Origin of the sequence: Chitinophaga caeni (assembly GCF_002557795.1) — a bacterium.
Classification (GTDB): domain Bacteria; phylum Bacteroidota; class Bacteroidia; order Chitinophagales; family Chitinophagaceae; genus Chitinophaga; species Chitinophaga caeni.
This window is the reverse complement of the sequence record NZ_CP023777.1, coordinates 3687490-3702146: the sequence shown is the minus strand read 5'-3', so window position 1 is coordinate 3702146 and position 14657 is coordinate 3687490. Positions and strand designations below refer to the sequence as shown.

General features: G+C 43.5%; 8 protein-coding genes. 5 read left to right on the top strand and 3 right to left on the bottom strand.

Annotation, left to right across the window (positions count from 1 at the left end):
• Positions 1-79: 79 nt before the first annotated feature.
• The 3 genes from COR50_RS15485 to COR50_RS15475 form a co-directional block, all read right to left on the bottom strand.
• Positions 80-6415 (bottom strand): fibronectin type III domain-containing protein, encoded by a 6336-nt coding sequence (locus COR50_RS15485; protein ID WP_098194825.1) that lies wholly within the window; start codon positions 6413-6415, stop codon positions 80-82.
• Positions 6416-6931: 516 nt separating this feature from the next.
• Positions 6932-7999 carry an acyltransferase family protein gene (locus tag COR50_RS15480; protein WP_098194824.1) on the bottom strand — a complete coding sequence of 356 codons (1068 nt, stop codon included), beginning with the start codon at positions 7997-7999 and terminating at the stop codon, positions 6932-6934.
• Positions 8000-8082: 83 nt separating this feature from the next.
• A complete protein-coding gene (locus COR50_RS15475) occupies positions 8083-9297 on the bottom strand; it encodes a glycosyltransferase family 2 protein (protein WP_098194823.1) in 1215 nt (404 codons plus the stop codon).
• A gap of 589 nt (positions 9298-9886) precedes the next feature.
• On the opposite strand from COR50_RS15475, the gene COR50_RS15470 reads away from it, so the two are divergent.
• The 5 genes from COR50_RS15470 to COR50_RS15450 are packed head-to-tail and all read left to right on the top strand — an operon-like array spanning position 9887 to position 14652.
• Positions 9887-10282, top strand: coding sequence for a response regulator (locus COR50_RS15470; RefSeq protein ID WP_098194822.1), 396 nt, complete (start codon positions 9887-9889; stop codon positions 10280-10282).
• Between the two features lie 46 nt (positions 10283-10328).
• The gene (locus COR50_RS15465; RefSeq protein WP_232516183.1) at positions 10329-11465 is read left to right on the top strand and encodes a sugar transferase; all 1137 of its coding nucleotides are present in this window, start codon (positions 10329-10331) and stop codon (positions 11463-11465) included.
• 47 nt (positions 11466-11512) lie between these two features.
• Positions 11513-12427, top strand: a complete 915-nt coding sequence (locus COR50_RS15460) for a glycosyltransferase family 2 protein (protein WP_098194821.1) — start codon at positions 11513-11515, stop codon at positions 12425-12427.
• Between the two features lie 12 nt (positions 12428-12439).
• Complete coding sequence (locus tag COR50_RS15455) at positions 12440-13462, top strand: NAD-dependent epimerase/dehydratase family protein (protein WP_098194820.1); 1023 nt, start codon at positions 12440-12442, stop codon at positions 13460-13462.
• Entirely contained in the window at positions 13462-14652 is a 1191-nt protein-coding gene (locus tag COR50_RS15450; RefSeq protein WP_098194819.1) for a glycosyltransferase, read from the top strand. The genes COR50_RS15455 and COR50_RS15450 overlap by 1 nt, the downstream gene beginning before the upstream one ends.
• The last annotated feature ends 5 nt before the right edge of the window (positions 14653-14657 follow it).

Genomic DNA, 14657 nt, shown 5'->3' with positions numbered 1-14657 from the left:
GTATAAAAGTTTTTAATAAGATAATGCTGAAAAAATCCGGTTGTACAACCGGATTTTTTCAACCCTGTAATACTTTATTTTATTGTTTGATCAATTTTATCGTTTTAACAGGTTTATTGTCTACAATGATTCTCAACAAGTACATACCTGATGGTAACTCTTGGCCGGTACTCAATTGTAAGAAATGAGATCCTGCACCCAGGTCACCGAACACTTGTGTATGAACCGGTCTACCTTGCATATCGTACAACACACCCATCACGCGGCCTTCGGCTACTTTCTTCTGCAACTGGATATACACATCGCGTTGGAATGGATTCGGATATACGTTCGTTACATCGATCACTGTTTCTTCAATTTCCTGGTCAAATTTCTGTTTCAATTTACCAATCGCATCCTTGGTAGCGTAGAACGTGGTGTTCAATGTTTGAACTTGCCCGGTACCATCATTTTGTGAAGCAGAGATTACCAATGCATTCAAGTAACCATATTGACCTGTTGGAGAACCGTACATCCTGATCACTATCTCACCGTCGCTGTTCGGTACAATCTTATGAATCGTAACCGTATTTTGCGTATTGTAAGCAGCTTGTAAATTAACGGTGGTATTACCGATTTCATAGATCGTAGTTCTTTCACCGCCACCATCTCTTGAACCGAAGAAGGTGAATGAATATTGGTAAGATTGATTTAAACCTGTCAGTTTCAATACCGCTGTATCACCACGGTCAACATAATATGATTCAGACATTACGGCATCTGGATAAATACCGCTGTTATTGCCTGTATTCATACCCACGTTATTCGTACCTGTAAATCCACGCATGGTTGTGATCAACATACCTGTCGGGTTACCAACATCATCGTATGGATTGTTGATTTGTTGACCAACATACGGCAAGATCATGGTATTGTTCCATGGGCTGCCAGCACCGTTATCAACAGAAAGGTTGATGTACACACCGTAAATCAAGGTACTTACAGTTGCAATGTTTGAATATTCGGAGAATGTACTACCGTTAACTTTCGCACGTACCTTGTAATAGTAGCGGGTATTTGCTGCCAAGTTATTATCGGTGTATGTTGTAGCATTTGCAGCAGTGGTCGTGATCAAAGTGTAAGGACCTACTACGGAAGTAGAACGGTACACCTCGAAACCAACTTCATCATTAGATTTATCAGTCCACTTGATGGTTACGGAGTTACGGGAGTTAGCCACGCCGGACAATCCTGTTGGAGCCACCGGTAAGCCGTTATCCACGTAAGATTGTAACACGATGCTGCTGAGGTAAGCATAGCTAGCGCCGCTACCGCGTTTCACTGTAAATGTGATATAACCACTTGCATCCGGGGTAACACCGTTGATTTGAACGGTATTCGTTGCATTGCTGGCTGCGTTCAAGGAAACCGTTGTGCTACCGATCGTGTAATCAGTAGTACGGTTATCAGAAACGCTACCGCGGCTACCGAAGAAGATCACGTTGTATTTCAGACCGCTAGACAAACCGGAGATGCGAACACGTTTAGCTGTAGTCGTTTCTTCGTAGAAGCAGGTTCTGAGAACTTCATCCGGGTAAACACCGCTGTTAGTGCCTGTATTCACACCGAGGTCATTGGCGCCGGTGAAGGCATCGAGCAAGGTTACATTGATAGCACTTGTAACGCCGGTCTCATCCTTGATGCTGCTAATACCAGTATTGGCGTTTGGCAAGCTGTTAAAGTTATTCCATGGACTAGCAGCAGGCAATACCTGGTTGAAGTTCACGTAATAAGAAGTCATGTTCTTGTCTTTCACCGTAATCGCGAAGTTCACCGTATCAGCGCCACCATTGGCATCTTTCGCGATCAAGGAAATACCAGTGTATTTACCGATATCGGTACTTCCGGCTGAGATAACAAGGTTACCGGATCCGTTACCGTTATCAACCAATGTTACGAAATTCGGCAACGTGGTAGATGATAAGGTAATCGTTTCTCCCGGATCATCCTGTACTGTTACAGGGATGTAATAAACGGTGTCGGTATTGATCAATAAATCACTGATATTGCCGAGTACCGGGTTCTTATTAGCAGTCAAGATAGAAACAGTATCGGATGGAACTCCATTTCCATGACCATTTATACCCTGGATGTAATAATAGTAAGTATTGTTAGCTAACGGAGTTTGATCTACAAAGCTAGTTGTATTAGCATTGGTTGCGCCATTGTTTAACAGTACGTATGAACCATTTACAGCAGTAGAACGGTATACATAGTAAGCTGTTTCGTTGAAGGCGGCATCCGTCCAGTTTAATTGAACTCCCGTAGGAACATTTGTTGCTACGACATCCCTTGGCGTTGCCGGAGGATTACCGTCATCGTAAGTAGCTTCGATCACCATCGCGTTCAAATAACCGTATTGGTCATTCGTGTTTTCAATGTCGATATTGATCGTAGAACCGGAAGTGGTAACATTCGGGATACTTACGGTATTGGATGCGTTACCGATAGCTTCCAAGTTAACGGACTGACCGGAAACAGTGTACTTAGTAATCCTAGATACAGTTCCGCCCGGGGAAGTACGGCTTCCGTAGAACGTGAAGGTGTATTTATAGTTCGGGTTCGCACCGGTTAATTGTAGTGTTTGTTTTGCATTCTGAGTCCAGTAAGCGGATCTGATTACCGCATCAGGATACACGCCGGAGTTGTTGCCGGTGTACATACCTAATAGGTTAGTAGCATCGCCACCACCGATATTTTGCCAGTTGGTCAAGACTTTCAGACCTAATGTCGTGGTTACGTCGTTATCGTCTTTCAAATTATTGAACCAATCGTTGAGTACCGGGGCTTTGGCAGTATTGTTCCAAGGAGCGTTAGCTACACCGTTTGATGCACAGAAGTTCACGTAAACCTTGAAGTTTGGATTTACATCGTTGACGGTCAGATCGAAAGATTTCTGGTCAATACCACCGTTTCCATCATTCACTGAAACGGTAACATGGTAAGTACCGGCATCACTGAAGCCCGGGTTCAGGTTAATAGTTGCAGTATTGCCGTTGCCATTCAACGTTGCGAATGCCGGCAAACCTGTTGCAGACCAGGTCAGCACATCGCTACCGTTGGTATCGGAAGCGCCCAGGTTGATAACATCACTTGCGTTTTCACTCAAAGTAACATTAGAGATGCTTGCCATGCTTGGTACATAGTTGTCATTCACGATTAGGTTGAACGACTTAGTAGTAACACCATTATTTTGATCCGTTACCTTGATCTGGATATTATTATAAGTATCCTGATCTGTTGAAGCCGGGTTCAAGCTAAGGGTTGCAGTACCGTCACCATGATCTGCCAGGCTAGCAAAAGACGGCAAGTTAACAGAAGAATACTGGAGCGTTTCTCCATCTGCATCCGTTGCAGAAAGGGCCAATTCCAAAGTAGTGCCATAACGCATAGTACGATCAAATAAGTCGCCCGTTAATACCGGCAAGTTATTTTGCGTTTTGGCACTGTCTTCGTTGGAATAATTGCCGTTGCCACCGTCATTCCTAGCTCTCACCTTGTAATAATGAATACTGTTAGCATTCAATAAACTGTCTGTGAAAGCGGTAGCGTTAGCAGGCAATACTTTAATCAAAACATAATTATTATTGCTAGGCTGAGAACGGTAGATCTCGTAAGCCAATTCATTCGTAGCATTATCGGTCCAATTTACCTGGATCTTAGAAGTGCTTACAGCCGTTGCCAACAAATTAGTAGCAGCTACCGGGGGACTCGGTAAGCCCAAGGTAGTAGCTGATTTCGATACATAATTTGATGTACCGCTGTTATTAACCGCTTGAACCCTGTAATAATAGGTAGTGCTAGCAGTTAAAGAGCTGTCGCTATAAGTATGAACATTAGCAGCAGTGGTGTAAATATTCGTGAAAGGACCTGAGCTGCCGGTAGAACGCAACACTTCGAAGCCTGTTTCGTTGTTACTGTTGTCGTTCCAAGAAAGGTTAATTTTCTTGTAAGTAGCAGCAGTAGCAGTTAAGCTGGAAGGAGCGGTAGGTTTCCCGGAGATCGTGATGCTTTCATTAAAGAAAGAACTAGGGATTTGCTGCCTGCTGGTAACACCGTTGGCAGTATTTTTCCAGTATAAGCGCATGCTAGAGCCTCCACCTGCTTGGAAGAACACTACGGTGATCTTATGTGGACCAGCTGTTAGGTTCAGCGTAGTAGCAGGGGAGTAGGTAGAACCGTGCAAACCGTCATGGTTCACAGTTGGAGTTGTATTCGGATCGTAAGCGCCGAAATACAATGCGCTACCATCATCGCTATAAGTTTCGAAAGTATAGTTACCGGAAACAGGGATCACGATATAACCTTCCCATAAGAAAGCATAATTATCGTTCCTGTCTTTTACATTCAAGTCTAATGTAGTGCTGGTACCAACTTTCTTGGGAGTTAATGTATTGAAGTTCGGTAATTTGCTTAAAGCGGCGGTTTCATAATATTTATATGTAAAACCACTAGCCTTAGCAGCCACTGTAACTTGGTTACTTGGAGCAGAAGAAATACCGCGGTTATCCCGGGCAATTACCTTGATCGTATAAGTTTGCTGGTGGGTTAAATTATATAAAGTATAGCTGGTAACATCTCCGTTAACGGTATATAATTTCACGCCATTCGCATAAATATCGTATTTGCTGATTGGAGCGTCGCCGGTAGATGCTGTCCAAGAAATGCTAATGGAATTTGGCGTAGCGCCGGTACTGGTTAAATTACCCGGAGCAGAAGGCGGTACCACGGTACCATTTTCAGTAGTTGCGGCAGCTTCATTACTATTAGCCGCAGCAGCATTATTGTTTACCGCGCGAACGATATAATAGTATTTCGTATTGGGCGTTAAAGCGCCATCAGTATAGTTGGTAACACCTGTACCAACAATCCCTACTAATTCGTATCCGCTACCGCTGGTTTTACTACGGTAGATTTCGAATCCTGTCTCATCATAGCTTTGGTTCGCTTGATCGTTCCAATACAAGCGTATTTCGGATTCACTAAACGGTACAGCTGTTAAGCCGGAAGCCGCAGCCGGGCCGTTAGAACCGGAAGCATTGACCACTTTGAACGGTGCGGATGTAGCATTAGAGCAACCTTGGTTATCTACAACTTTTACCACGTATTCACCCGCGCTGTTAGCAGTGTAGGTGCGGTTAGTTCCGAGAACGGTCGCTGTATCTGGAAGTTTTTTCCATGCGTAAGATAAAAATCCGCTAGGCACTTCCATGCCGAGACTGCTTACTCCGGCAGGGGTAGGTAATACATTACTTACCAATCCGGGAGCGGTGATCGTTGGCGGGGGAGTCGGCGTCAAAACGGTAATTGTAACCGGGGTAGGAGACCAGTCACTCCATTCAGTACCACGTTTAATGCGTGACTTGTAAACACCGGGACCGGTGGCTACATAAGTATTAGCATTAGCGCCATTGATCACGTTATTATCCTTCATCCACTCGTAACCGTCGAACCCGGGGGTCAACATCAGGGTTACGTTAATCGTTTCATTGGCGCAAAATTCAGTTCGGCCATACAGGGGCCATGGATTCGCTTTATTAACCCTGGCTGCCGTGGGGAAGAAATCCGGCTCAGCCCAGGCATTATTCCAAACACCGTGACCAAGGGTCGGATATACGGTACGCCTGATGTTACCACCGGCGTTCTTAATAGTATTGTATAATGCTTCGGAAGTTCCGGGATCCGGGTTGGTATCAACACCACCCTGGAAATTCCAGATAGGAATATTTTTATAAACATTTACGGAGTTTCCAAAACTCAAACTTGCCGCGCTTATCGGCGCAGCACCAGCTACTATTTTCGGGTAAGCTATCGTGAATTCCCAGGTAGAACCACCACCACCGGACAAGCCTTCAACGAAGATCCTGTTGATATCCAGTTTAACTTGGGGTACGAAATAGTTATTAATTAATTCCACGATAACAGCATAATCGCCTGCACCAAAGTAACCGGAGTTGTTTTGCGGATAGAATAAGAAACCATCGTAGTCGCCACTGGTTACCATCTGGTCATGTTTCTGTCCACCGTGGTACAATTGGTACTCGTTGTCATAATCGGTACCTTTTTCACCGATACCGTGGAAGAAGATGATCATGGGGTACTTCTTACCGTCATTCACTCCATGTTGGTAAGATTTGGGGAAGCGTAAACGGAATTGCAAACCCTTGTAGATATAGGATTTGTAATTCGTGGTTGAAAACCCCACGCGATTTGTTTTTACCCATTTAGCCATCTGGCCCCAATTAGGCGCTGTTGGCGGATTTTGAGCATCGTAAATCACGATGGGATCACTGGGGTCTAGGATTCCAGTTTGCGCAAAAGCAGTGGAGATGCTCGTGAGCACAAAAAGGAGAAGTAGGTGGTAGAATTTTTTCATACAGAAATTGTTGAAAAACCTGGTAATTGTTGTTATAGTTAAATATCAATAAAACACTTAATTATAAGGACCATAGGGCAATACAATGCCTTAAGATCTTTTACTCAGATCATTCATGGGATGTGGTACAACTATTATTGGTAATTACACATGGGGCAACTGTACGTTGTAGCGTATTACCTCTGTAGGTTTCTTTAGGAGATGTGTTAGATTATTTAGTTGACATCAAACTGTTACGTTGAGATGCTCAAATTAGTAACTTCAAACTTATCAATCGGTGTATTCCTGGATAATGTATGAAATTGAGTGCAATTTATATATTAATTCAAAATTTCAATAATCAACTTAGTAAAAGGTAGAAAATTAAGGGTGAATTGTCGAATTTACGTCGTAACCGCAAAATCTCAGCAGCCCGGAAAAACCTGTTGAAACAAGTATCTAAATATATTAGTTATTAATATAAACAATTCATATTCAATACTATATACTTAAAAATCAAAATAGCGGCGTATTTATTTATGATCCGATCAACATACGGCTATTTTTACCCGTGAGCTTTTTAATTATCATGATCGTTAGTACGGTGCAAACCATTACCGCGATAAAACAGATCAACCAATTCAGTAAATTTCCGGGGATCGGGCCACCCGTAAGTTTCTCTCCCAGGATCCGCACGATCAACACGTAATAATAATGCAGGAAGTATATTGCGAAGCTATAGGCAGCCAAGGTCGACAAATACTTTGGAGCCCGATCGGCCAATTTCCAGAACAGGAGTAAGAAAAACGCGCAACTGTACATCTTTTGCAAGTACATGAATGGCCCGTGAATTATCTTGAAATGATAACAAGCCCATGCTGCAATCAAAATAACGGCTGTCAGCAAAATCCAATATTTGCGGGCAAATACTAAGTACTGATCCCTGTAACGGCTCATGATCATACCGAACATGTAGGCCGATAGAAAGTAGGTGGCCGTTCTCGGGGTATCACTCAGGTTTTCTCCCCGCTGGATATAGATTGACAAAGCCACCAGCGCCGGGAATACTATAAAATACAATTTGGGCCGGCGATCGATGTTGATTAAAACCGGGGCCAATAAATAATAAATAGCAATAACCGGGATAAACCACAACTGTGGCATATGCGCTCCACGGGTAATATAATAAATCAGCTGTTCCCCCTTGGACCAGGATGCGAAATCCGGGTGTACTGCCGTCACGATGCCGGGAATATCGTTAAGATATAACCTGTAGCAGAGAATCGGGATCGAAATGATAAAGTAAGGTAAAATTACATTTTGGAATTTCTTCCGCAGGTAAGTCCTGTATTCAAATTTGAAAGCTAGGTGCTGGAAGAGAAAGCCCGACATGAACACGAACATAATAGTGCAATCCTGGAAAATGATATCCATTACCAAGTGTGTTTTTGAGCCGGCGGGCCATTCCAGTAATATATGGATACCTACCACCAGCAGGATCACGAAGCCCCTGAAATTATTGATATATTCAAGGTACTGTGCCTGCTTAGCCGCACTTTTCATCGCTCCTTGTTCTAATGGAATTGCACCGTCAATGCTTGCCATACCTATGTTTAGAGATTTTTTGGATGAATATTCAGCAAATACTTTATCGCTTTTTTTGCAAAAATAAGTATTTAATTGTTATATCAATTTTTAGTCGAAATCGCTTCATTCATAACCAGGTCCGTTTCCTGCCTCTTGGAACGCTCCCAGGATGCCGGTTGCGATTTTTTCATAAACCGTGCAAACCCCTGGAACACCGCGATATTCATAAATAAAAAATAATACGGGATATAAAATAGGGTGGATTTAACCTTCCGTTGCGCTAAGAAATACCCCACCGTAGCCAATAAGTAAAATGCCCCTTGAGCTAATAATACCAAGCGATAAAACCAGTGGTCATCTTGCCATACAATGACTATATTCGAAACCAATAAAACAATTAAACTCAAGGGTGTGATCGTCCAACGCAGAACCCTGTGGGAAACATATTGGAAGGTCAGCAATGGGAATTTCCAAAATTTCCACAGCCCGCCTAGCATACCCATGGCTTGAAAAGCACCCGCGCAGATCCTGACTTTACGCTTATGCTCCTCAGTAATATTATCGGATGGCGTCTCCATGGCGTAGGCGCCGGGGGCATAAGCCACGCGGTAACCTTTCAGGTTAACACGCAGTGAAATCACGAAATCATCCAGCACGACGTTAGCGGGAACCGTTTCATACAGCTCTTTACGAACGGAAAATAATTCACCGGCTGCACCCACTACGGAGTATAATTCTGCATCCCACTTTTTTAGCAGGGATTCATATTTCCAATAAATACCTTCCGTCGCGGCGGCATTATTAACCTCCCCGGCAGTAATCACCCTTTTCTCACCTGCAACGCCGCCAGTAGCCGGATCAGCATAATGTTTTACAATTTCCCTTACTGCAACCCTGTTTAAAAATGTATTTGCATCACAGAATATTAATACATCGCCGGTGGCAGCGGTAATAGCGCGGTTGAGCGCAGCTGTTTTCCCATTGCGTTCGGGAAGGTGCATCCCGAGAATCCGCGGGCAACTCGATAAGATTGCGGGGGATTCATCCGTAGAACCGTCCGTAATAAATATCACCTGCAATTTATCGGCAGGGTAATCGAGCTCCAGCGTATTTCTGATTTTAGCGTGGAGAATACCGGCCTCGTTATATGCTGCCACGACCAGGCTAACAGTAGGCTCATGGCTTGCATCTTCCCGCGGGGCGCGGGAGAACAAGCGTTTTATTTTCACGGAGCACCATAACAGGATACCATATCCAACGTAGTTGTATATAATAATAAATAAGCCCAGGAAAAAGAGTATATAATATATTATCATGGTTAGGCCGGGGTTGTCATGAATTCGGGGGCAAAATAATAACAAAAAAGATGATTTTCGAAAATATTGGCTGCGGCAAAGAAACATTTCAAATCATTCACTTGGGATTTTAAGCCATTCACGAGAAAAAAACGCCCATTTACCAATTTAGATATATTAAAAAAAAGCAGTTATTATACTTTTGGGGTACCAAGGCGGGAAATTTGAATGTTTCAACAGCCTTGTTTAGTTCATTGAAGCGGGTAATTTATTTTTTTGCAACATTTGCAATGTTTGTAAATTATTAATAATTTTACCCTCATAATTAAATAACCATTCATTTCTATCAACCACTTCCTTACAAAGACCTACGAGTAATTTTGCCAATTAGACCCTATTAGAAACCTAGTAAAAAACATGTTAATCAGCGGTGCAACTTTTTAAAGTGAGCATTTGAATTAACTGGTAGCCATCCTTTAAAATATGGCCTGTATCCAATGGAGAACCGGAAAAAGATTAGTGTTTGTGTAAGTATTGCCAATTGACTAGATACCAATCACACTACTAATCCCGGATCTGAACGTTTTTTATTAGTTTGAAAATACCAAAAATGAAAAAGACAATATTAGTCATTGATGATAGTGCCCCAATTAGATTTTTGCTAGAATCCATTTTAGGCAAACAATACAAGGTATATTCCGCACCTGATGGCCTCACCGCCATGATGTGGTTGCAAAAAGGGAATAGGCCCGACTTGATCGTAACAGATATCCAGATGCCTAACATCGATGGCTGGGAATTGATCGAATACCTACAAGGCAATGCGTTATATGAAAGCATCCCGGTTATTGTTCTGTCCGGGGCTGAAGATAGCAGGTTGCACGAGCTGGGTATGATCGACAAAATCGCTGAATATACAAGGAAACCTTTCGATCCCATGAAACTCATGGAATCGGTAGCAAAATACATTACGCTACAACCGGTAGCGGCATCCATTGCAAGTTAAGCATGCAGGAACTTTATTTCATAATTGTAAAGCCCCATGTTTGTTTATGATTTTTAACGAACCACTACACCTACAAGACCTTGGAAAGAAATCGGTCGCAGCGGTCATTTCGCTACCGTCCGATTGCTTGGAAAGGTTCGCCCTGTTTGTCGGGCATGGAATCCCGCAATCCCACCTTTTCTTAACACAAGAAGAAGAGATGGTTACGGCTACCTCTTTGCAAGTTGCGAAGAGAATTTTGAAAAACAGGTTGCATAACAACCTTACCCCTACTTTTATTATCTGCAATATTTCTGGTGGAACCCAGTTATTGCAGGATTTGTTGCAGCTACTGCAAAGTCACAAGCATTACAAGCGGATACCGCTTTTCGTGTATTCGGACCAGTTAACTCCCGATCAGAAAACTGCCTATGCAAAACTAGGTGGGATCGACGATGTCATTACCTCTCAAACTAGTCCTTCTGAATTTTCAGCTAAACTCCAGTTTGCCCGGAAATTCAGGATCATGTCCAGCAAGCTCGAAGATGCCCCGGGTAAAAATTATAAGCGACCCGCCATCACGCTGAATTACTTGGCCAAGCGGGCTTTCGATATCGCCGTGAGCGGCATTTTATTACTGATCACGTTACCATTTTTTCTCATCATAGCTGCCTTGATCAAATTAGAATCCAAGGGCCCTGTGTTTTACATCTCGCATCGTGCAGGTAACCGCTACAAGGTTTTTAACTTTTACAAATTCAGAACCATGTGCGCGGATGCCGATAAGAAAGTGAATGAGCTGAGCCATATGAACCAATATGATGTCAACCAACAGGGTCCGGTATTCTTCAAGCTTAGTAATGACCCAAGGGTTACCCGCCTAGGCGCTTTCTTAAGAAATAGCAGCATCGATGAACTACCGCAATTACTGAACGTATTATTAGGCGATATGAGCCTGGTAGGCAACAGGCCGCTGCCATTATATGAAGCAGCCAGCCTTACTACCGATCAGCACGCGGGTAGGTTTATTGCTCCTGCCGGGATTACCGGGTTATGGCAAATCAAGAAACGTGGTAAAAAAGATATGAGTGTAGACGAAAGAATCAGCCTGGATATAAATTACGCCGAAAAAACCTCCTTCTTTTACGATATGTGGATCTTGGCTAATACCCCTACGGCACTCATCCAAAAAGATAATGTTTAAGATCGCCATCAAGGCGTATAATATAAAACCGGATACAAGTAGTTAAGATGACAACTAATAACGCGAAACCGTTGGTCTCCTTGGTAACGTTAAATTTTAATCAAACCGATGTGACCTGCGAGTTTTTGGAATCTACGAAACATTTAAAATACCTCAATTTTGAAACAATCGTGGTAGACAATGGCTCTAAAGTGAACCCTACTGCACAAATAGAAGCCGGAAACTACCCGAATGTGAAAGTAATTGTGAGCCCGGAGAACCTCGGTTTTACCGGGGGGAATAACCTTGGCATGCGCCATGCAAAAGGTGATTACTTATTCATTGTTAATAATGATACAGAAGTAACGCCCGATCTATTGGATCGCTTGCTAGAACCCTTCTTCAGTAACCCCGAAGTAGGGGTTACCTGCCCGAAGATCCGGTATTTCCATCAACCCGACACGATCCAGTATGCCGGGTTTAACCCGATGAACCTATTTACCGGTAGGCAATCCGCCATCGGTAGTAAGGAAGTAGACAACGGGCAATATAATGAATCCCGCTTTACTTGCTGCGCCCATGGTGCAGCTATGCTGGTAAAAAGGGAAGTGATTGACAAGGTGGGCATGTTTGCCGATAAGTTTTTTATCTATTACGAAGAAAGTGATTGGAGCGCCCGCATCATTAAGGCAGGCTTCAAAATAATGTACGTAGCAGATGCATTGATTTATCACAAGGAATCTATCACGATGGGAAAGGAAAGCGCCCTAAAAGTGTATTTCCACACCCGCAACAGGATTCTATATATGCGCAGGAATACATCTGCCGGACAATTGGTAGCGTTTACGTTATTCTTCACCTTTCTCACTTTTCCGAAAGGTGTATTGAAGTACACGCTGAAAGGACAATTCCAACATTTGAAATCGTTTTTGAGGGGTACGTTCTGGAACTTGACCACCTCTAGTTATTCACCCGTATCGTAAAAAAATTGTAACATGATTACATCTCTAGTAACCGGGGGCGCCGGTTTTATCGGTTCTCACGTAGTGAAACATTGTTTGGACATGCAACACAGGGTTGTTGTATTGGATGACCTTAGCGGTGGTTTTGAAGATCATATCCCCGAAGGCGCTATTTTTATAAAAGGTAGCATCACGGACGAGGTATTGGTGGCTGAATTATTCGCCAACTACAAATTCGATTACGTGTACCATCTTGCTGCTTATGCCGCGGAAGGCTTGAGCCATTTCATCCGTAGGTTTAATTACAATAACAACCTCGTTGGTAGCATCAACCTTATCAATGAATCCGTAAAACATAAAGTGAAATGCTTCGTATTCACTTCTTCCATTGCCGTTTACGGCGCCGGGCAATTGCCTATGCGCGAGGATATGGTGCCGCAGCCGGAAGATCCATACGGGGTTTCTAAATATGCGGTTGAGCTTGATCTGAAAGCTGCCCACGAAATGTTTGGCTTGAATTACGTAGTATTCAGACCTCATAATGTTTACGGCGAAAATCAAAACATCGGCGATAAATACCGTAACGTGATCGGCATTTTCATGAACCAGATCATGCAAGGTTTACCACTTACGATCTTCGGTGACGGTACCCAAACCCGTGCATTCAGCTACATCGATGATGTTGCGATACCGATCGCGAAATCCGTGGATACTCCCGCTGCTTTCAACCAGGTGTTCAATATCGGCGCCGATAAACCTTACTCGGTAAATGAGCTGGCAACAGTGGTTTCCGATGCCTTAAACGCCGAAGTGAAGATCAATCACCTGCAAGCCCGTAACGAGGTAATGCATGCCTACAGCGATCACAGCAAAGCACATAGCGTATTTGGCCAAGGAAGCGGCATCAGCTTAAAGGAAGGTATTACCCGCATGGCTGATTGGGCTAAAAGAGTAGGCGCCCGTAAAAGCAAGGAATTTAGTAACATAGAAATTCACGAAAAATTACCACAAGGTTGGGAACAAATCACTGCCAATAATCCAGCAGTACCAGCATAATGAATACCCATTCATCCAAAATAAAAGTACTTCAAGCTATCCGCCAAGGATTGATCGGCGGTGGGGAAACCCACGTGCTAGGTCTCGTGGAAACGCTCGACAGAAGTATCTTTGACCCCATTGTATTATCATTTACCGATGGCCCCATGATCGATAGGCTGCAACAGATGGGCGTAAAAAACTACGTCATACCGTCAACTAGGCCTTTCGATATGAAACAATGGAAAGCCGTAAAGGAATTGATCGACCAAGAATCAATCCAAATCGTTCATGCCCACGGTTCCAGGGCTGCGAGTAATTTATTGATTCCTTCAAAAAAAGCGGGTCTGCCCTTTATTTATACAGTCCACGGTTGGTCATTTCACGATGACCAACCGTTCCTACAAAAGAAACTCCGGACCTGGAGCGAACGCTGGATTACCCGGCGCAGCGATCGCACGATCTCTGTTTCGGCTAGCAACCAAGCTACGGGAAAGAAACACATACCGGGTTTCGAATCCATTGTCATAAATAATGGAATCGACCCTAAAAAATTCGATGCCAACGGTACATACCATGACATTCGCGCCGAATTAGGCATCCCGGAATCGCATACCCTCGTAACTTATATAGCCAGGATCACTGTCCAAAAAGATCCCTATACCTTGATCCGTGGCTTTGCTTTAGCAGCTAAAGAAACTGAAAACATCAGCTTATTAGTCGTAGGAGACGGCGAGTTAAAAGAGGAAATGATCCAACTTGCAGAACAGCTACAGGTTCGCGACAGGATTATTTTCCAACCATTCCGCCTCGACATCCCCGCTATTTTACATGCCGCGGATATTTACTGCTTACCTTCATTGTGGGAAGGCTTACCGATCGGTTTGCTGGAAGCCATGGCCATGGGAACCGCCGTTGTAGCGACAGAAGTAGATGGATCCAAGGAAATTATACAGCATTTGGAAAACGGTTGGTTGGTAGAACCTCAGAAACCGGAACAATTATCTAACGCGTTCCTGAGACTCCACCAGGAAATTTATTTCCGGAACCTCTTGCAAAAAAATGCGGTACAAACGACCTTGGAAGAATATAATCTCGTGCGCATGACACGCGCGGTCGAGGAAGTTTATTTATCAGTTCTCCGGGGAAGGGGCACATCGGGCCTGAACGGTACAGGTAAGCATGTTTCTAAAACAGCATTAACACCATAATTTTA